This is a genomic window from Sphingomonas sp. BL-S-30 (genome assembly GCF_055521475.1).
This window is the reverse complement of the sequence record NZ_CM145481.1, coordinates 4,327,055-4,346,215: the sequence shown is the minus strand read 5'-3', so window position 1 is coordinate 4,346,215 and position 19,161 is coordinate 4,327,055. Positions and strand designations below refer to the sequence as shown.

The window sequence follows — 19,161 nt, the reverse complement described above, 5'->3', positions numbered from 1 at the left end:
CTATCACTGGCCGGGTTCGGTCAGCCGATCAACCTGCGCGCGCACGACCGCGCCCGCTTTCTTCACGGAAAGCCCCTGTTCCATGCGCAGCCTTTGCCATGTCTCGAAGCTCAGCATCAGGTCGATCGCCTCGAAGGTCAGTGCATCGGACGCGATCTCCTCGGGCAGGATCGACTTCAGCTTGGCGCGCATGAAGGCCAGGGCACGGGCATGCTCCGTCTGGATCGCCGCGGATTCGTGCCGGTGCGCATCGCCGGCGCGCTTGAACGGCATCAGCTTCTCATAGGTGGTCAGCCGCCGGTCGGTCGTCTCGCTCAGCTGCCCGCGCCAGTCAGTCGCGGTATAAGGGACCAGCCACATCTCGTACTGGCGGGCAAGCCGGGCGGTGATCGCGGCATAGAGGCTCTCCATGTCCTTGAAGTGCCGGAACACGCTGCGCAGCCCGACAGACGCACGGCCGGCGACCTGTTCGGCGCTCGGCGTGATCTGTCCCTCGGCGACAAGGGCCAGCATCGCCTCGACGATCTTGTCGCGGCTCGATTCCGACCGTCTCCTGCGCCCGTCGGCCGAGCGCCCCTTTTGCTGATCCATCAATTCGCCCAATAGATATAAGTCTCGCCCGGTTTGGGTCTGGTGCCCAATGGCCGGTCGATCGCGATCGGCGATCGGATCAGCGATGGCCAGGCCGGCTTGACGCTGCTCCTATCATGATCCGCGAGCAATGCCTTTAATCGCGCGACGAGGGCGGGTTGCTGCGCGGCAAGGTCATGCTGCTCGGTCGGGTCGTTCCGCAGATCGAACAGCAAGGCCTTGCGCGGCAGGTCGAGCATCTGCAGCTTCCAGTCACCGTCCCGCACCGTCCGATAGGCACCGTCGCGCCAGAACAGGATCGGGTGCGGGTTCCCCGCCTGCTTGCCCTCGACGAACGGCAGCAGGTCAACACCGTCCACCGCGCGGTCGCCCGGCATGGCGATTCCGGCGGCCTTGCCGGCCGTCGCGAAGATGTCGAAATGGCTGACCGGTCCGTCGATGCGCGTGCCCGGCCTGATCTGCGCCGGCCAGCGCATGAAGAACGGCACTTTCACGCCGCCTTCGAAAAAGGTCGCTTTCCAGCCGCGATAAGGCCGGTTGATGTCGGGCAGGCCGATATAATGCGCGCCGCCATTGTCGCTGGTAAAGATGACGAGCGTGTTTCGGTCGAGCCCCTGCGCCTTGAGTTCGGCCGTCACTCGCCCGACGCCGCGGTCGAGCGCGCGGATCATCGCGGCATAGACCCGGGTGCGATGGTCGGCGATCTGCGGCAGCGCGTCGTAATCCGCCTTCAGCGCCTGGAGCGGCGTGTGCGGGGCGTTATAGGCGAGGTAGAGGAAAAAGGGCCGGTTGCGATTGGCCTTGATCGTGTCGACGGCCTGGTCGGTCAGATAATCGGTCATGTAGCGGTTCGGCCGGAACGGTACGCTGCCGTTATACTGGACGCTGAACGGCAGGTTCGCCCATAGATATTTGTCGATCGGGTCGAAATCCTGTTTCGAATTGACGACGTTCGGGTCGTTCTCCGGCAGGAACATCTGCGCGCCGATGATGAAGCCCAGGCTCTCGTCGAACCCCTGGTCCTCGGGCCGCATGCCCCTGGCGCCGCCGAGATGCCATTTGCCGAGATGCAGCGTGTGATAGCCCTTGCCGCGCATCAGCTCGGCGATGGTCAGCTCCGATCCCGGCACGCCCTTGTCGTCGGCCGGCGGATCGGTCCGCGCCGCCTCCTCGTCGAAGATCGTGCGCTTGTCCCAGCTGGTCGGGAAGCCGGCGATGGTGCGCGCGAAGCGCGTGTCGGTCGGCGTGAACTCGAAGCCGAACCGCGTCGGATAGCGCCCGGTCATCAGCGCCGCGCGCGACGGCGCGCAGGTCGCGTTGCCGGCATAGCCGTCGGCGAAACTGACGCCGTCGCGGCCCAGCGCATCGATATGGGGGGTCTTGAGCAACCCGCCCGCCACGCCGCCGCCATTGAAGCTGATATCATTATAGCCGAGGTCGTCGGCGACGATCAGGATCACATTGGGCGGGCGCTTGTCGGCCGGCAGCTGCGCCACGTCCGGCCCGCTCTGCCAGGCGACCGGGTGGTTGGGATAGACATGCGGCGCCATCCATCCCGCCAGATGCAGCAGAACATAGTCCCTGGCGAGATAGCCGCCGACCAGCAGCAGCGCGACCGTTCCGAGCAGGATTTTCAGCCATGTCTTCACGGGGTCGGCCCTCAGTGCGGGGTGGACAGGATGTGGCGCCCCGCGAGCAGGATCGCGATCATCGCCGCTTCGGCGACCACCGGCTCATGCGCGGTCGGCGACGCCCCGTCGATGGCGATGCCGATACAGCGCCCGATCAGCGCGAGGGCGAGCAGCAGCAGCGGCGTGCTCAGAGGCTCGGCCCGACCGTGCCATGCGCCGTACAGCGCGAAGGCGCCGCCGGTCATGAAAAAGGCCGTGAAATCGGCGCGCATCGTCGCCAGTCCCTGGATGCTGGCAGGCAACAGGAAGAAATTGGCGCCGAGCCGCGCGGGGTCGATCAGAAAGCCAAGCCCGATTGCCAGGTTGAACAGCCCGACCAACGCGATCGCGGCGCGAATTGCCTTTCGTATGACGGCCTCCCCTTTGATTCGCGGCATCGTATCAGCCGCGCGGGTCTTTGCAACATTTCGGCATTGATAATGCCATTATCCGGGCGCATCCTAGGGCAAGGGGGAAGATGTCGATGCGCAGGCCCTGGAAATCAGTGTTCGCGAGTCTCGCCCTGCTCGCGACGTTCACACTCGCTTCCGGCACATCGGCGGCGGAGCGGAAGCGGCCCAATATCGTCGTCCTGCTCGCCGACGATTGGGGCTTCAGCGATGTCGGTAGTTTCGGCAGCGAGATCCGCACCCCCAATATCGATGCGCTGGCCGCCGCAGGGGTGCGCTTCTCCAACTTCCATGTCGCCGGCACCTGCTCGCCGACGCGCGCGATGCTCCAGACCGGGGTCAGCAATCACCGCGCCGGCCTGGGCAATATGCCCGAGACGATCCCGCCCGACCATGTCGGCAAGCCGGGCTACGACACCGTGCTCAACGACCGGGTGGTGACGCTGGCCAGCCTGTTCCGCGACGGCGGCTACCGCACCTATCTCACCGGCAAATGGCATCTCGGCCGCACCCCGGACAAGCTGCCCACCGCGCGCGGCTATGATCACGCCTTCTCGCTGGCCGACGCGGGTGCCGACAATTTCGAACAGCGCCCGATCGAGGGCCTCTACGAGACCGCCGACTGGACCGAGGACGGCAAGCCCGCGACCCTGCCCGGGGATTATTATTCCTCGCGCTTCGTGGTCGACCGGATGATCGACTATATCGATCGCGGGCGATCCGGCGGAAAACCCTTTTTCGCCTCGGTGAACTTCCTCGCCAACCATATCCCGGTCCAGGCACCCGACGCCTATATCGTGCGCTATCGCACGGCCTATCGGAGCGGCTGGACCGCACTGCGCACCGCGCGGCGCGACCGCGCGGCGGCGCTCGGCATCATTCCCGCCGGCGCGCCGATGGTCGCCATGTCCACGACCCGCGACTGGAACGCCCTCCCGCTTGGGGAACGTGCCGCGCAGGCCCGCGCCATGGCGGCCTATGGCGGCATGGCCGAGGCGGCGGATGTCGAGATCGGCCGGCTGGTCGCGCATCTCAAGGCAACCGGCGACTATGCGAATACCGTCTTCATCTTCCTGTCGGATAACGGCGCCGAGCCGACCGATCCGATGGCGACCTGGCTCAGCGCGCTCAACAGCCGGGTGCATTATGATCTCGCACCGGACTCGCAGGGCCGGCGCGGCTCCTTTACCGCGATCGGCCCCGGCTGGGCCAGCGCCGCCGTCGCTCCCTTGCGCGGCTATAAATTCTCCGCGACCGAGGGTGGCCTGCGCGTGCCGCTGATCATCGCCTGGCCGGGCAATCCGGCGATGAGGGCGGGCATGATCGCCGGCCGCTTCGCCTATGTGACGGACATCGCCCCGACCCTTCTCGCGCTCGCCCGGGTCCCCGGCCATGGCGGCACGTATCGCGGCAAGCCGGTCGAGCCGATGACCGGCGCGAATCTCTGGCCGGTGCTGAGCGGGGCGACCGACAGCGTGCATCCCGCCGACCAGGCGATCGGCTATGAACTTTCGGGCAACGCCGCGGTGTTCCGCGGCGACTATAAGCTGGTCAAGAATCTGCCGCCGACCGGCACCGGCGAATGGCACCTTTACGATATCGTCCGCGATCCCGGCGAGACGCGCGATCTGGCGGGCACGATGCCGACCTTGTTCAAGGCGCTCCAGGCCGATTACGCCGCCTTCGCCCGGCGCGATCAGGTGCTGCCGATGCCCGCCGGCTATACCGCCGCGGCGCAGATCAACCGCAACGGCTTCAACCGGAGCGTGCGGCCGAAGCTGCTTCGGTTGCTGGCGGGGCTTTTGGCGTTGGGAGCGCTCGTGACGGGCGTGCTGTGGTGGCGGAGGAGGCGGGCGTGATCCTCCCCGTGCCGGATCGGGAGGATTCAGCGCTTCGCCAGCCCGCTTTGCGCCATCCGCCATTTGAGCTGGTCGAACCGGTCCTGCCCGAAGAACGGTTCGCCCTCGAACACCATCAGCGGCACGCCGTAATGCCCCCCGGCGCGCTGCGCTTCCTGATTGGCCTCGACCACCGCCGCATAATGGTCCGGATCCGCCGCGACCGCCGCATCCATCTCCGCCAGGTCGAGCCCGGCGCGTTCCGCCGCCCGGGCGAGATGATCGCCGAGATGCCAGTCGGTCACCGCCCCGCCCCAGATCAGCCGGCTCACCTCGTCCAGAAACGCCAGCCCCCGGCCGCGCTCCGCCGCCGCCACGCCGAGATGCGTCAGCCGGTGGATATAAGGCTGCTCCTTCGGATAGGTCCGCGTCGCCATGTCCATCGTCACCGGGTCGGGCGACGCCCAGCGGAACGGCAGCCCGACGAAGTCGGCGCTCCGCCCGATGTCGCGCAGGAAATAGCTTAGCCAGAGCGGATCGTTGTTGGCGAAGAAATCGGGTTGCCGCACCGCGATCGGATAGACCGGGCGCACGCGCGCCATGACGTCATGGTCGCGTTCGAGCTCGACCAGCCGGGGCGTCACCAGATAGGAATAGGGTGAGCGGAATGACCAGTAGAGATCGTAGCTCAGGGTCACCCGCCCAGCGCCTTGGTGCGGATGTTGAGCTGCCCGGCAAGCCCGGCGATCCGGTGCTTCTCGATCGCCTGATACTCGGGCGACGCCACCATCGCCATCATCGCCGCGCGCGAGGGGTATTCGGCCAGCGCCACCATGTCCCACAGCTCGTCCGCCTCGCCGAGCATCAGCTCGGTGACGTCCCCCGCATAGACCGACCTTGCGCCGACCGAGGCCAGGCAGGCGAGCACCGCCTTGCCATAACGGCGATAGGCCTCGCGTCCGCTCAGCTCCGGCTCGGAGCCATCGGCATAATCGGCGCGCTCCCTGAACTTCAGCAAATTGACCATCACGAACGGCCCGTCCTCGACCCCGCCGAAAAACGCCGCGGCCTGTTCGGCGCCCGGGAAGACGGTGTTGGTGACCTTCATGCGACGCCTCCAGCCGTGATATTGGCACAATACGTGTCATATCATGGCAGGCGGGTCAATGACGCGGCGGCACCGGCCGGTCGGCGACCAGACGCACCCCGATATGATCGGTACCGAGCCCGCGTTCCTGGAACTGGCGCGCGGCAGGGCGGTAGCGCGCGCAATAATTGCCCGCGCAGAGATAGGATCCGCCCTTGATGACATGCATGTCGCCCTGCGGCCCGCCGGGGTCGCTGGTCCATTCCCACACATTGCCGATCATGTCGTACAGGCCGAAGGCGTTGGGCTTGAAGCACCCCACCGGCGCGCGGCCCTTATAGCCGTCGAGCGCGAGATCGCGCTGCGGGAAGACGCCCTGATAATAATTGGCCTGGGGACGGCCCTCGCCATCCACCGGCTCGGGCAACGCCTTCTGCCCGGCGCGCGCGGCATATTCCCATTCGGCCTCGGTCGGCAGGCGCTTGCCTGCCCAGCGCGCGTAGGCCTGGGCATCCTCGAACGCGATCTGCACCACCGGCTCCCGGTCGCGTCCGACGATCGATTCCGCCGGCCCCGACGGATGCCGCCACTGCGCCCCGACCGACCAGCGCCACCAGCGCGGATCGTCCTGGCTCGGCACGCTGAAAACGGCGGACCCTGGCACCAGCATCTCGGGCGGCGCGCCGGGCAATTTTGGCGGATCGCGTTCCGCCATGGTCGTGTAGCCGGTCGCCTTCACAAAGGCGGCGAACTCGGCATTGGTCAGCTCGTGCGTATCGATCCAGAAGGGTTTGACCGACACCCTGCGCGGTGGCCCCTCCTCGGGGTAGAGCGGGTCGTCGCCCATGGTGAAACTGCCGCCGGGGATGGCGACCATCGGGGCCTTCGACAGGTCGGTGCAGACGGATGCCGGCTGTTTCGATGTGCAGGCGGTGGCCAGCAACGGGAGCGCAACGGTGGAGAAGAGCAACCGTGCCCAGGTACATTTCACCTTCCCCGGCGAAGAGTTCCGGGTCGGATCGTCCCCCGGACGATCCTTGAACATACGGGGTATGTTCAACCCGGAACTGGGTCCAGTTGGGGGAGCTGTGAAATGGCCGCCCCGCCCGTTTCCTTCTGCCTCCCTACTGGGCCCCGGCCTCCGCCGGGGAAGAAGAAAAACGCGCCTCATCATCCCGCCCCAAGCTCGCACGCCTCACCGATCGCGGCATAGATCAGGTCCAGATCCCCATCGTCGATACAATAAGGCGGCATGACATAGACGGTGTTGCCGAGCGGCCGAAGCAGCAGATCCCTGCCCCGGAAAGAAGCGAGCAGGCGCGGGCCGATCGACGACAGATAATCGCCCTGTTCGTCGGCGATCTCGATCGCCGTGATCGTGCCGATCTGCCGCGCGTTGCGCACCGTCGGCAGTGCGGCGACCTTCGCCAGCCGCGCCTGCTGGCGCCGGGCCAGATCGGCGATCCGCTCCAGCACCGGCTCCTCGCGCCAGATGGCGAGATTGGCGTTGGCCGCGGCGCAGGCGATCGGGTTGGCGGTGTAGCTCGACGAATGGAAAAACATCGTCGCCCGGTCCTGCGACCAATGCGCGTCGTAGATCGCCTCGCTCGCCATGGTCACCGCCAGCGGCACCGCCCCGCCGGTCAGCCCCTTCGACAGGCACAGGATGTCGGGCACGATCCCGGCCTGTTCGCACGCCAGCAAACTGCCCGTCCGCCCCCAGCCCGTCATCACTTCGTCGGCGATGAACACCACGCCGTGCCGCGCGCAGATCGCACGCATCTCGGCCAGCACCCGGGCCGGATAGATCAGCATGCCGCCTGCGCCGAGGATCAGCGGTTCGACGATCAGCGCGGCGGGCCTGGCGTGGCAGGCGGCTTCCAGCTCGTCGAGCGTGTCCTGCTCGCGCCCCGCGGCGGGGAATGGCAGGGTGCCGACATCGAACAGCAACGGCGCATAGGCCCGGTTGAACACCCCGCGCGCGCCGACCGACATCGCGCCGATCGTATCGCCGTGATAGCTGTGCTGCATCACCAGCACGCGGTGCCGCGGCTCGCCGCGATTTGCCCAGAACCCCAGCGCCATCTTCAGCGCGACCTCGACGCTGGTCGATCCCGAATCGGAGAAGAACACCCGGCTCAGTTCGGCGGGCATCATCTCGATCAGCCCGCGCGCGAGCGTCTCGGCCGGCTCATGCGTCCAGCCGGCAAAAATGATCTGGTCGAGCCTGGCCGCCTGCTCGGCGATGGCGGCCATGATGCGCGGGTTGCGATGCCCATGCGTCGTCACCCACCAGGAGGAGATCGCATCGACGATCCGCCGCCCGTCTTCGGTGAACAGCGCCGCGCCCTCGGCATGCGTGACGAGCGGGATCGGCTCGCCCAGCCCATGCTGCGTGAAGGGATGCCAGATCGGCGATCTCTTCACCGGAAATCCGCCAGATTGAAATGCGCGGCAAAGGCGGCGGCGAGCGTGCCCGCATCGAGCGGCGCCAGATGCGGCAGCCGGCCGAGCCTTTTCACCCCGCCGATCCGCGCGATGGTTACCTCGCTATGCTCGACCGCATCGCCGGTGAACGCCACGCCCAGGATCCGCACGCCGCGCGACCGCAAGGCCTCGATCGACAACAGGCTGTGGTTGATCGTGCCGAGCGTCGTCCGCGCGACCAGCACCACCGGCAGCGCCCAGCGCGCGAACAGATCGGCAAAGACCAGCTCGCCCGTTACCGGCACCAGCACCCCGCCCGCGCCCTCGATCACCAGCGGACCGTCGAGCACCGGCGGCACCAGCCGCGCCGGATCGATCGTTACCCCGTCGATGGCCGCCGAACGGTCGGGCGAGCAGGGCGTGGTCAGCCGATAGGCCTCGGCCAGGATATGCTCCGGCGCCAGCCCGCTCAGCCGCGCGACGGTCGCGGCATCGCCGCCGTCCTCCAGCCCGGCCTGGACCGGTTTCCAATAGGACGCGCTCAGCGCCCCGGCGAGCGCGGCGGCGAACACCGTCTTGCCGACATCGGTATCGGTCCCGGTGACGACGATCCGCGCCGTCACGCGATCGCCCCCGCAATCGCATCGGCCAGCGCATCCACATCCGCCACCGTCAGGTTGAGCGTCAGCGAGATGCGCAGCCGCGAACTGCCCTGCGGCACCGTCGGTGGCCTGATGCCGCGCACGTCGAACCCGGCCGCCTGCACCGCGGCGGCGACGCGCATCGTCCGCGCATCGTCGCCCAGCACCAGCGGCAGGATCTGCGATCCGGTCGGCGCCACGCCGCAGCGGTCGAGCGCCTGTTCGGCCGCGCCGACCAGATCCCACAAGCCGGCGCGCCGTTCTGGCTCATCGGCCAGGATGCGTAGACTCTCGCGCACGGCGCTCGCCATCAGCGGGGACGGCGCCGTCGAGAAGACGAAGCCGCGCCCGCGATTGACCAGGAAATTGCGCACCACCTGCGGGCCGCAAACCAGCGCCCCTTCGCACCCCATCGCCTTGCCGCAGGTATGGAGCGTGACGACATTCTCGCGCCCATGGAGCGCCGCCGCGAGACCGCGCCCCTGCGCGCCGAACACGCCGGTGGCATGCGCTTCGTCGATCAGCAGCATCGCATCGTGCCGTTCGGCCACCGCCGCCAGCGCGTCGATCGGCGCCCGGTCGCCGTCCATGCTGTACAGGCTCTCCACCGCGATCCACGGTCGCCCGGTGCCGCCGGCGCGGCGCCATCCGGCAATGGCGGTCTCGAACGCCTCGGGGTCGTTATGCGTCGCGGCGACGGCATCGGCCCGGCTCAGCCTCATGCCCTCATGCGCGCTGGCATGGATCAGCGCATCATGCACGATCAGGTCGCCCCGCTGCGGCAGGGTCGCGAACAGCGTGGCGTTGCCGGTATAGCCGCTCGAGAAGAACAAAGCCGCCTCGCTCCCGAAAAACGCCGCCGCTTCCGCCTCCAGCGCTTCATGCTCCTCGTGATTGCCGCGCAACAGCCGCGATCCGCCCGATCCGACCGGTACCCCGCGTTCGACCGCCTGCGCCACCGCCCGCGCCAGTCGCGGCGAGGTAGCGAGCGCCAGATAGTCATTGGAGGAAACATCCACCCCGCGCCGCGGCACCAGCGTGCGCAACCGGTCCTGCGCGGCAAGCCGGGTCAGATCGTCTGCAAGGGCCTCGAGCGCCGACATGGGCGGCGCTCTAGCGGCATCGCGCGGCGATGACGATAGAGCGCGGCTTGCGCCGCGTGCCCGCCGGGCGCAGGAGCGCGGGCAATGACTCAGCCTTTCCCCGACCGCCACTTCGCCGCTTTCCTGTTCGACATGGACGGCACGATCCTCACCTCGATCGTCGCCGCCGAGCGGGTCTGGGCTGGCTGGGCACGCCGTCACGGCCTCGACGTCGAGGCCTTTCTGCCGACGATCCACGGCGTGCGCAGCGTCGAGACGGTGCGCCGTCTCGCGCTGCCCGGCGTCGATCCGGAGGCCGAGGCCGCCGAGATCACCCGGCTGGAGATCGAGGATGTCGAGGGTGTGGAAGCGATCGCCGGTGCCCATGCCTTCCTCGCCGCGCTGCCGGCGGATCGCTGGGCGATCGTCACCTCCGCCCCGCGCGCGCTGGCGACGCGGCGGCTCGAAGCGGCCGGCCTGCCCATACCGCCGGTGATGATCACCGCCGAGGATGTCGACCGCGGCAAGCCCGCGCCCGACTGTTTCCTGCTCGCCGCCGACCGCCTCGGCGTCCCCGCCGATCACTGCCTGGTGTTCGAGGATACCCCCGCCGGCATCGCCGCCGCCGAGGCCGCCGGCGCGGCGGTGATGGTGATTACCGTCACTCACGCCCATCCGCTGGAGACACCGCATCCCGGGGTGCCGGATTATGCTGCGTTGGGGGCGCGGGTTGGCCCGGAGGGATTGGAGATCATTGGTCGGTAGAGCGTTGTTCGGGTCGACGTACCTTCCCTCCGTTCGCCCTGAGCTTGTCGAAGGGCTGTTCTTTCTTCCGTGGAAGAGAAGAGCAGGGCTTCGACGAGCTCAGCCCGAACGGGGTAGAGGGAAGTCCTTGGCAAAAAGCCCGGGCGGTCGGGGGCGGACCGCCCGGGCTGGCTGGCACGGCCGGGGGTCAGGCGGCCAGCGCTTCCCTGATCGGTACAACTTCCGATTCGCGCGCACTCAAGAGTGCCCAATCGAGCGCATAATCGGCCACGTTTTCCCAGCCCGCATCGATCCCGGTCCAGTGCGAGCGCCCTTCGAAGATGCGCAGCTCGGTCTTCGACGGTGCAAGGCTCTGCTTGCGATAGATCGCCCGGGTCATGCTCGCATCGGCGATCAGGTCGAGCGAGCCGCCGATCAGCAGCAACGGCGCGCGCTCGGGATTATCCCAGCGGATCCTGCCGGCCCGCAGGAAGATGCCGTCCCAATAAACCTTGCCCGGGGTCGGCACGATATAGCGGTCGTACAGCGCATCGGCCTGGTCCTTCGGCGCGGTCTGCGCGAAACGCGTCCGGAAGAATGTCCGCGACATCACCTTGGCCTTGCGCCAGCTGAACAGGTCGCCGAGCACCGGCAATGCCGACCAGATCGCCTGCGGCCCGAGCGGCACGCCCGGGGTCGGCGCCGGATCGATCGCCACGCCCACCGCGCCCAGCCCGCGATCGAGCAGATGCTGGACGATCACCCCGCCGAAGCTATGGCCGATCAGGATCGGCGCCTCGGCAAGCCCGCGGATCAGCGCGTCGTAATGATCGATGATCTGCAACTGCCCCAGATGCTTCAGCTCCTCGCGCGGGCTGTCGCGCAGCTCGCCCGGCGCGCGGTCGTCATAGGGCCAGTCGGGCGCGATCACGGTAAAGCCCCGCGCCTCGTACCGCGCCTTGAAACCTTCCCAGGCCAGCGCATTCAGCCAGGCGCCGTGGATGAGCATGATGGTGTTCGACATGTCCGATCTCCCGCTTCGATGCGGACGGCCGCGGCAGCGTCGTCCCTGTCCGAAACATGCCGGGTAGGACGCGCGCGCGACATTCTACGCGGGTGTGCCGGGGTACGACCTTGGTATTAGGGTTGAACGCAAGTCGAGTTGCCGACGTCTCTACTAAGCCCCTCCCCTTCAAGGGAGAGGGCAGGGGTGGGGCAGCGTCGATCGGGGCTCGATGCCCCGATCGACGCTCCGGTGCCTGGTGAAACGGTTCTTTTGAGCGCGCAGACGCGCGCCCCACCCCTCAACCCCTCCCCTTGAGGGAGGGCAATCACCTATGGCGCGGCACGGTGGGGAAGGGGGCAGAGCATGAGTTCACGCGAAGGCGCGAAGACGCAAAGATGTTCGAATGCGGTCAAGCGGACCGCTTATCACGGACAGACTATCTAACTTCGCGTCTTCGCGCCTTCGCGTGAACCCACTTTTCCTTCCTCCAGGCCGAAACAAACGTGATGCGCTGATAGGCGATTGCCCTGCCCTTCAGGGGAGGGGCTGTTCAGACCGGTCGGATTCGACTCTACTGTGCTGAAGGTCGTTTGATGAATATTTGAATGTCGTCATGAACGAACTTCCGGTTCGGGACACTGGAGCATGAGGTGTGGGGAGAATCCGGCGTGAATGGGTGCCTGCGCATTGCGATCCCGATCATCGTTCTGATCGCGCTCGCAATATATTGTTCCTTCCCGCACCCTATTCATGACCAGACGAAATTGATGGCAATAAAGGCCGAATCCCAACGCCTGATCGCGGCTTATCCGCTCATTCGGCCCGAGCAATCTGTTGACGTTCCGAAAGACAAATGGCCGCCCGTCATCGCTGGCCTGAAGCCTTTTTCGGTGATCGTCCGCCACGGGATGGTAGATATCACGACGAAGCCATATTTCGACGGCGGCTGGGATATGGCTTCGCCTTGGACAAGCGGGACCTGCCCATGCTTGTAGAATGCTGGTCGGCGTTAGGCCAAGGCGTATATTGGCACGGCCCCTGCTGATCAGACATTGGTGCGTCCTGCGGGCCGGAGGGCGGGGGCATCAATGCGCATGACCGATGATGCCTCACTTGCGCCCGTTACGGGCCCATGTCCGCATACTCGATTGCGGACATGCAGCGGCGACTTGGCAGCGTAGCCAATCCCACATGCCAAGGTTGCCCTTCAATTCCCCTGGGCGGGCAGGGAGCGAGGCGCGAAGCCGACGGTGGAGGGACCTCCCCGAGCAACGCTGCCACGGCCGGCGGGAGACCTTGGCCGACGAATTTCGAGGAGGGTTCGAGCTTCCTTTCGTTCCTTCGCACTACGACGAAACCCGAACCCTCCTCAGTTACAACCAGAAATGTTCACCATAGACGATGATGAATGGAGATGTCTTCAAGACCTGATGAACGAGAGCAGGTCAGGGTTGAGAACATCTGCATATGTGGTCAGCATGCCATGGGGGTAGCCGGGATAAGTCTTCAGCGACCCGTGCTTGAGCAGGTCGACCGCGCGCGGCACGGAACTGGCGAACGGGACGACTTGATCGGCCTCGCCATGCATCACCAGCACCGGCACGGTGATCTTCTTGAGGTCTTCGGTATAATCTTCGAGCCAGGAGTCGACCGTCGCGTAATGTGCGAGAGCACCGCCGGCCATGCCTTGGCGCCACCAGTTCGCAATGACTGCCTCCGAAGGCTTGGCCCCATCCAGGTTGTAGCCGTAGAACGGATTCTCGGGGACGAAACGGTAGAACTCCGCCCGGTTGCCCAGCACGCCTGCCCGGATCGCGTCGAACCACTCCGGCGGTTGACCGGACGGGTTGTCCTCGCTCCGGTACATGTTTGGCGTCAGGGAAGCGACCAGTACCGCCTTCGCGACGCGCTCCTGGTGGCGAGCGACATAGCGGGCCACCTCACCGCCACCTGTCGAGTGCCCGATATGGATCGCGTCGCGCAGGTCGAGATGTTCGGTCAGGGCCGCGAGGTCGGCGACCCAGTGGTCCATGTCGTTGCCGGTGCCGGGCTGGTCTGACCGGCCGTGCCCGCGCCGGTCATGGGCGATCACCCGGTAGCCGTGACGAAGGAAGAAGGTCATTTGGGCGTCCCAGTCGTCGGCCGACAGCGGCCACCCGTGGCTGAAGACGATCGGCTGACCCGATCCCCAATCTTTGTAAAAGATGTTTACGCCGTCCGTTGTCGTGATCGTAGGCATTGCTCAGTCCTTCACAATGTGCCGCGGATGAGGATTCATCACTCGCTGGCGCGGCGTTCCAGCGATGATCCGGCAAAAGGACATGACCAGTCGTCTATTAATTGGTCAAAATATTTAGGCCAGCAAAGAGGGCAAAACAAAGCGCTCGAAGCTGTCAAAGGGCGCCCGGCTACGTTCGACCTTGGCCCGCATGACCGCCCCTTCGAACGTGTCGATCAGTGCGACAGCAAGCTGCTCAGGATCCTTTCCGGCCGATAATTCCCCTTTCTCCTGCGCTTCCCGCAAGCATGAGGCGAGCGCGGCGGACCACTCGCGATAGATCGCTGCGAGCTTGATTCGCACGTCCTCGCTCGTCGGCGTCACCTCCAGCGCCATGTTCCCGATCAGGCAGCCGACCGCATAACGGCGGCGCTCGTGAAACTCTGCCAGGCCCGCGAAATAGCGGGCGATACGCGCGAGCGGCGCCATGTTGCGATCGGCCAGGATCGGGCCGTAGGTGGCAACCACCGAATCCCAATACTCGGTCAGTACTTCGACCGCGAAGGCTTCCTTGCTGTCAAAGTAATTATAGAACGATCCCTTGGGCACGCCGGCTGCCGCGGTGATCTCCTGCACGCCGGTGGCGTTGAAGCCTTGGGTGCTCACAAGGTCTCCCCCCTTTTCGAGGAGGCGCGATCGCGTTTCGGGATTGGCTGGTCTGGGCATGGGTTTATATATGACCGGTCGTCTTATAATCGTCAAGCTCTTTTAAAAAGTGTGTTGTCAGTGTGTTGGCCTGTTCCTTTGCATTCAACCTAAACCGAAGCTGATCAACAGCGCCGATCCCGATGTCGAGTCTCCCGCCCCCTCCGCTGAACGGCAGGATCGCGTTCCGCCAGGCTCCGCTCGTGCGCATGACCGCTAACGCCCCTTTTCTGGCAATCGCACATGCCCCCCGAAAGCCGCACTGCTCTGGACTAGCTGTGCCAGCCACCCATATTCCAGGGGGAAAGGGGACGACGATGGTCAGCACATCCAACGACGGCATCATGTCCGAGTATCTCGTCAAATACGCTCTGGTGAAATCAGGCGAGCGCGAACGTCCGACGGAGCTGCTTGAAACGCTCTACATGTCCGAGCGCTTTCAAGCGGGAGACGATCTGAAGTCCGTTCGCGAACACTATGATCACGCTGTATGGAATGGTGTTCCGGCATCGGAAATAGATCGCCGCCTGGCTGCGCTGGACGATTTCATGAAGGACCTTGCCCGCAATCGGGCCGCGATGTGGGGCCTCGCCTGATTGACTGAGGCGCGGGCGGATCGTGTCGAACAGGGCATAGAGCGCTACCTTGTCCGTCGGCGGCGTCGTCCTGTCCGAAAGATACTGGGTCGTGCGCGGGGTGATATTTCGCGCGGGCGTGCCCGCATACTATCTCGGACTCAGAATCGGGACTCATCGATGCGCACGACCGCCAACGCCTCAATAGCGGACACTTCGGGAACCAGCTAAACGGGTGGAATGAGCGAGACAGGTTTCGACGCGCTGATGCTCACTGCGTGCGTCGTTTGGGGGTTCTGCGGGTGCATGAAGCGTGGAGAGCCACTTCATGTTTCGAACATCATTCCGCCAAGTGGACCGGTTCATGCGAGACAGTTCGCTGAATGGCTTCTGCTCGCCGACAACGTGAACCCAAACTTGCCTCAATATGAGCGCCACAGAGAGGCGCTGACCGCCGCTTTCATCGCTCACATGGGGAGCGAAGTTGTTGATGCGGCCCAACTTCGATGGAGTGATGCCGAAGCGGACGCTGATCAGCCGGAATTGAAGTTTCGGGGCAGGATCGCTGACGAGCAGGACGATCTTGCGAACGGCACGTAACCACCAACTTTCGGCCATTCGCGGTTTGTGACTCTATGGCTCAGCCCTTCGCGGTAACGGGACGTCGGAACAGATAGTCCGCCGGCAACGCCATCCGCCGCGAGGCCTGCACCGCCGCGCTCGACGGCAGGATCAGCCGGTCGGACAGCCGCACCGCGCCCTTGAGCAAGGTCGCCTGGCCCGGCCGAAGCCCGTGTTCCGGCCCGAGGCCGACCCGATCCCGCACCCAGCCCGGCACCAGATCCACCGCGGCGCGCACCAGCATGCGCTGCAACGGCCGCAGCGGTGCGGGGAAAGCCGGCGCCGCGCGGACGATGTCGAGAAACTCGAACAGGATCGGCGAGGCTTCGAGGCGCGGGCGCATCGTGCCGAACAGGGCGTAGAGCGCCGCTTCGTCCGCCGGCGGCGCCACCGCGCCGTAGAGCTGGGCGGAAGGCGCCGCCTCGGCGTAGAATCGATCGCGCTCAGCCTGGCTCAGCCTGTGCGCGTAACGATGATAGGCTTCGCAGAAACCGTAACTCGCGGTCGCCTGCACCCAGGTCAGCAGCACCGGATCGTTGGCCTGATACGCCTCGCCGCCGGGCGTGGCGCCCGACACAGCCGCATGCCGGCGCACCACGCCTGCGATCATCGCTTCGGCCTGGCTGCGCGCGCCATAGACCGTCATCATCGCCGCCAGGCCAGTGCGCTGCAGCCGCGTGACCGGGTCGCTGCGGAACGAAGAATGCTCCCACACCCCGGTACGTACCGCAGGTTCTGCCAGTTCGAGGATGACCGCCGCGACACCGCCGATGAACAGGCTCAGCGGGTTCTTGAACACCCGCCACGAGATCGAATCCGGCGGCACCAGCGCGGCTTCTCCCGGGGGCTGCGTGAAATCCACGTCAGGCCCGGAGGGCGGCCGCATCAGCGCCGATGCCGAGGCATCGAGCCGTCGCTGGACGGAGGGCAGGGCGATGATCGGGTCGATCAGCGACGGGTGAAACATGCGTGGTCCTTCATTGGCTTTCCCGTCCTCAACGCCCCGGCGCCGCTTTGGGCCCGGATGGTCGCGCCGCTGGGATATCGATCCCGCGCAACGCGTTGTTGCATCAGTCCATTTCACCAGGAGAAGATCATGCCTCGTGGAGACAAGAGCGCCTATACCGACAAGCAGAAGCGCAAGGCCCAGCATATCGAGGAAGGCTATGAGCATCGCGGCGTGCCCAAGGAAGAGGCCGAGAGCCGCGCCTGGGCCACCGTCAACAAGGAATCGGGCGGCGGCAACAAATCCGGCTCGGGCCGGGGCAAGCCCGACACCCATGTGTCGTCGTCGCGCGGCGGCCGGGCGCACAAGTCCGGCTCGGCCGAGCAGCGCTCGGCGGCGGCGCGCAAGGGCTGGGACACGCGGCGCAGAAACGCATCGGCCTGACGGTCGCGGCGGTGGTGTCGGGCGGGGTCCGCGCGCTATGAAGGCGCGTGATCCGCACCCGAACCATCGCGGCCCTCGCTGCGCTCGCCCTTGCCTCCCCCGGCGTCGCCCGGGACAGGGACGTGCGGCCTCCCTGGCCTGACTCGCCGCTCGCACGGGCCGGCGCGCTGGCGCTGGTGCAGACGCTCAACGCCGAGCTGCTCAGCCATGACAGCGCGACCCTCACCTTGGACGGCTGGTGCGCCCGCCGCGCGCTCGCGCCGACGGGCAGCAGGATCGTCGCCGAGCGCGTTACCGGTCAGGACAAGCCGGTAACGCCGGAAGTGCGGGCGACCCTGCAGGTCGGCGCGGAAGAGTTGGTGCGCTATCGCCGCGTCCGGCTGCGCTGCGGTGACCGCGTGCTGTCCGAGGCCGACAATTGGTACGTCCCGTCGCGTCTCACGCCGGAAATGAACGCCCTGCTCGATACCAGCGACACCGCCTTCGGCCGCGCGGTGCAGGCACTGCACTTCCGCCGCCAGACCATCAGCGCGACGTTGCTATGGTCGCCCCTGCCCAATGACTGGGACGTCTCGCGCCTCGCCTTGCCGCGAGGCACCGGCGGCAGGCTGGCCATTCCGGACAAGGTGATCGAGCACCGCGCGGTGCTGCGCCTACCGGACGGCACGCCGTTCAGCCAGCTGGTCGAAACCTATACCGGCGACGTGCTCGGTGCCACGCCCCCGATGGTCGCGCACCGATGATCTCGATCCGGTCATGATGAACCCTCCTGCCCCTGCGCACGTTCAGGCGCCCGACCCCCCAACAAGGAATCTTGATGCTTCAGGCTGAATCCGTGCTCGACCATCACGACCTGATCCTGCGGCCCGATCCGTCGCGCACCGTCGTCCGGCCGTTCGAGCTGGAATATCCGGGCCGGTTCCGCGTCGAGGGCCATCCGCGCGCCCAGGCGATCGTCGACCGGATCCTGACGCTGGACGAGGCGTCGCTCGAAAGCGAGCTCCAGCTGCTCACCCATTCACTCGACGAGCGGCACCGCGATGTCGACGACATGCTGCGCCGCCGCTTCGACGAGGTCGCCAGGCTCCTGCCCGAGCAGATCGCGGTCAACGATCCGCAACGGCGCCTGATCGGCGCCTATTTCAGCGAGGAATTCTCGTTCGAGGCCGCCGCCCTGTTCAATCCCAGCGCGGTGGCGGCGCCCGATCAGTCGGGCGTGCCGGAAGGCGCGGTGCGCTTCATCCTGTCGCTGCGCGGCATCGGGGAGGGCCATGTCTCCTCGGTCACCTTCCGCACCGGCGTCTGGATGCCGGGCGGCCAGATCAGCGTCGATCCTGCCAGTCCGGCCGCCGTGCCGCCGACCATCGACGATGCGCGGGACGATTCGATCGCCGCGGTGACGCTCAATTGCGGCGGCAGCCGCACGATCTCGGAAACCGTGCTGTTCCCGATGCTGCCGAGCCAGCGCCAGGGGATCGAGGATCTGCGCCTCGTCCGCTTCACCGACGATGACGGCAGCGTCCTTTATTACGGTACCTATACCGCGTTCAGCGGCGCGGCGGCGCGGCCGGAACTGCTGTCGGGCACCGATTTCCGCAGCTTCCGCATGTGTGCGCTCACCGGCGACGCGGCGGGTGCCAAGGGCATGGCGCTGTTCCCGCGCCGGATCGACGGGCGTTACGTCATGCTCGGCCGGCAGGACAGCGAGAGCATCTGGCTGCACAGCTCCGACAATATCCTCCACTGGGAGGGCGGCGGGAAAATCGTCTCGCCGCGCTACCCGTGGGAATTCGTCCAGATGGGCAATTGCGGCTCGCCGATCGAGGTCGACGAAGGCTGGCTGGTGCTCACGCACGGCGTCGGCACGGTGCGCAATTATTGCATGGGCGCCTGTCTTCTCGACAAGGCCGATCCGTCGAAGCTGCTGGCGCGCACGCCCGAGCCGATCCTGATCCCGAGCCCCGACGAGCGCGACGGCTATGTCCCGAACGTGGTCTATAGCTGCGGCGCGCTGCTCCAGGGCCGCGAGCTGATGATCCCTTATGGCGTGGCCGACAATTTCGCGGCCTTCGCGACGACCACGGTCGATCGGCTGCTCAAGTGCATGGAGTAGCGGTCGATTCAAACGGCCGGCGGCTTCGGGCAGCGTCGCGCCG

General features: G+C 66.4%; 21 protein-coding genes. 8 read left to right on the top strand and 13 right to left on the bottom strand.

Annotation, left to right across the window (positions count from 1 at the left end):
- Nucleotides 1-3: 3 nt before the first annotated feature.
- From ACZ1I5_RS20305 to ACZ1I5_RS20295, 3 genes are read right to left on the bottom strand one after another with little or no spacing between them, the layout of a single operon-like run.
- Nucleotides 4-591, bottom strand: coding sequence for a TetR/AcrR family transcriptional regulator (locus ACZ1I5_RS20305; protein WP_465171045.1), 588 nt, complete (start codon nt 589-591; stop codon nt 4-6).
- The gene (locus ACZ1I5_RS20300) at nt 591-2,240 is read right to left on the bottom strand and encodes a sulfatase-like hydrolase/transferase (protein WP_465171044.1); all 1,650 of its coding nucleotides are present in this window, start codon (nt 2,238-2,240) and stop codon (nt 591-593) included. Before ACZ1I5_RS20300 ends, ACZ1I5_RS20305 begins: the two co-directional genes overlap by 1 nt.
- Nucleotides 2,241-2,251: 11 nt before the next feature.
- On the bottom strand, nt 2,252-2,659 hold the full coding sequence (locus ACZ1I5_RS20295; protein ID WP_465171043.1) for a hypothetical protein: 408 nt from the start codon (nt 2,657-2,659) through the stop codon (nt 2,252-2,254).
- Nucleotides 2,660-2,745: 86 nt separating this feature from the next.
- On the opposite strand from ACZ1I5_RS20295, the gene ACZ1I5_RS20290 reads away from it, so the two are divergent.
- Nucleotides 2,746-4,530, top strand: coding sequence for an arylsulfatase (locus ACZ1I5_RS20290; protein ID WP_465171042.1), 1,785 nt, complete (start codon nt 2,746-2,748; stop codon nt 4,528-4,530).
- A gap of 26 nt (nt 4,531-4,556) precedes the next feature.
- Here ACZ1I5_RS20290 and ACZ1I5_RS20285 read toward each other — a convergent pair whose 3' ends face one another.
- The 6 genes from ACZ1I5_RS20285 to ACZ1I5_RS20260 form a co-directional block, all read right to left on the bottom strand.
- Nucleotides 4,557-5,207: a DsbA family protein gene (locus ACZ1I5_RS20285; protein WP_465171041.1), complete on the bottom strand. Its 651-nt coding sequence runs from the start codon at nt 5,205-5,207 to the stop codon at nt 4,557-4,559.
- Nucleotides 5,204-5,617, bottom strand: a complete 414-nt coding sequence (locus ACZ1I5_RS20280) for a DUF1330 domain-containing protein (protein ID WP_465171040.1) — start codon at nt 5,615-5,617, stop codon at nt 5,204-5,206. Before ACZ1I5_RS20280 ends, ACZ1I5_RS20285 begins: the two co-directional genes overlap by 4 nt.
- A 55-nt stretch (nt 5,618-5,672) precedes the next feature.
- Nucleotides 5,673-6,473, bottom strand: a complete 801-nt coding sequence (locus ACZ1I5_RS20275) for a formylglycine-generating enzyme family protein (protein WP_465171039.1) — start codon at nt 6,471-6,473, stop codon at nt 5,673-5,675.
- Nucleotides 6,474-6,766: 293 nt separating this feature from the next.
- Complete coding sequence (locus ACZ1I5_RS20270; protein ID WP_465171038.1) at nt 6,767-8,023, bottom strand: adenosylmethionine--8-amino-7-oxononanoate transaminase; 1,257 nt, start codon at nt 8,021-8,023, stop codon at nt 6,767-6,769.
- The gene (bioD, locus tag ACZ1I5_RS20265) at nt 8,020-8,646 is read right to left on the bottom strand and encodes a dethiobiotin synthase (protein ID WP_465171037.1); all 627 of its coding nucleotides are present in this window, start codon (nt 8,644-8,646) and stop codon (nt 8,020-8,022) included. The genes ACZ1I5_RS20270 and bioD overlap by 4 nt, the downstream gene beginning before the upstream one ends.
- A complete protein-coding gene (locus ACZ1I5_RS20260) occupies nt 8,643-9,767 on the bottom strand; it encodes an 8-amino-7-oxononanoate synthase (RefSeq protein ID WP_465171036.1) in 1,125 nt (374 codons plus the stop codon). The genes bioD and ACZ1I5_RS20260 overlap by 4 nt, the downstream gene beginning before the upstream one ends.
- Nucleotides 9,768-9,851: 84 nt before the next feature.
- On the opposite strand from ACZ1I5_RS20260, the gene ACZ1I5_RS20255 reads away from it, so the two are divergent.
- Complete coding sequence (locus ACZ1I5_RS20255) at nt 9,852-10,511, top strand: HAD-IA family hydrolase (protein WP_465171035.1); 660 nt, start codon at nt 9,852-9,854, stop codon at nt 10,509-10,511.
- A 187-nt stretch (nt 10,512-10,698) separates the two neighbouring features.
- Here ACZ1I5_RS20255 and ACZ1I5_RS20250 read toward each other — a convergent pair whose 3' ends face one another.
- Nucleotides 10,699-11,514 (bottom strand): alpha/beta hydrolase, encoded by an 816-nt coding sequence (locus ACZ1I5_RS20250; protein ID WP_465171034.1) that lies wholly within the window; start codon nt 11,512-11,514, stop codon nt 10,699-10,701.
- A gap of 632 nt (nt 11,515-12,146) precedes the next feature.
- Between ACZ1I5_RS20250 and ACZ1I5_RS20245 the strand changes: the two genes are divergently transcribed.
- Entirely contained in the window at nt 12,147-12,491 is a 345-nt protein-coding gene (locus ACZ1I5_RS20245) for a hypothetical protein (RefSeq protein WP_465171033.1), read from the top strand.
- A gap of 425 nt (nt 12,492-12,916) precedes the next feature.
- Here ACZ1I5_RS20245 and ACZ1I5_RS20240 read toward each other — a convergent pair whose 3' ends face one another.
- A complete protein-coding gene (locus ACZ1I5_RS20240; protein ID WP_465171032.1) occupies nt 12,917-13,735 on the bottom strand; it encodes an alpha/beta fold hydrolase in 819 nt (272 codons plus the stop codon).
- Between the two features lie 114 nt (nt 13,736-13,849).
- Complete coding sequence (locus ACZ1I5_RS20235) at nt 13,850-14,380, bottom strand: TetR/AcrR family transcriptional regulator (protein ID WP_465171031.1); 531 nt, start codon at nt 14,378-14,380, stop codon at nt 13,850-13,852.
- 356 nt (nt 14,381-14,736) lie between these two features.
- Between ACZ1I5_RS20235 and ACZ1I5_RS20230 the strand changes: the two genes are divergently transcribed.
- The gene (locus ACZ1I5_RS20230) at nt 14,737-15,015 is read left to right on the top strand and encodes a hypothetical protein (RefSeq protein ID WP_465171030.1); all 279 of its coding nucleotides are present in this window, start codon (nt 14,737-14,739) and stop codon (nt 15,013-15,015) included.
- Nucleotides 15,016-15,234: 219 nt separating this feature from the next.
- Nucleotides 15,235-15,594, top strand: a complete 360-nt coding sequence (locus ACZ1I5_RS20225) for a hypothetical protein (protein ID WP_465171029.1) — start codon at nt 15,235-15,237, stop codon at nt 15,592-15,594.
- A 40-nt stretch (nt 15,595-15,634) separates the two neighbouring features.
- Here ACZ1I5_RS20225 and ACZ1I5_RS20220 read toward each other — a convergent pair whose 3' ends face one another.
- A complete protein-coding gene (locus ACZ1I5_RS20220; protein ID WP_465171028.1) occupies nt 15,635-16,582 on the bottom strand; it encodes an oxygenase MpaB family protein in 948 nt (315 codons plus the stop codon).
- 129 nt (nt 16,583-16,711) lie between these two features.
- Between ACZ1I5_RS20220 and ACZ1I5_RS20215 the strand changes: the two genes are divergently transcribed.
- The 3 genes from ACZ1I5_RS20215 (at nt 16,712) to ACZ1I5_RS20205 (ending at nt 19,118) form a co-directional block, all read left to right on the top strand.
- Nucleotides 16,712-17,005 (top strand): plasmid stabilization protein, encoded by a 294-nt coding sequence (locus ACZ1I5_RS20215; protein ID WP_465171027.1) that lies wholly within the window; start codon nt 16,712-16,714, stop codon nt 17,003-17,005.
- A gap of 47 nt (nt 17,006-17,052) precedes the next feature.
- Nucleotides 17,053-17,748 carry a hypothetical protein gene (locus ACZ1I5_RS20210; RefSeq protein WP_465171026.1) on the top strand — a complete coding sequence of 232 codons (696 nt, stop codon included), beginning with the start codon at nt 17,053-17,055 and terminating at the stop codon, nt 17,746-17,748.
- 74 nt (nt 17,749-17,822) lie between these two features.
- Complete coding sequence (locus ACZ1I5_RS20205) at nt 17,823-19,118, top strand: glycoside hydrolase family 130 protein (RefSeq protein ID WP_465171025.1); 1,296 nt, start codon at nt 17,823-17,825, stop codon at nt 19,116-19,118.
- Nucleotides 19,119-19,161: the final 43 nt, after the last annotated feature.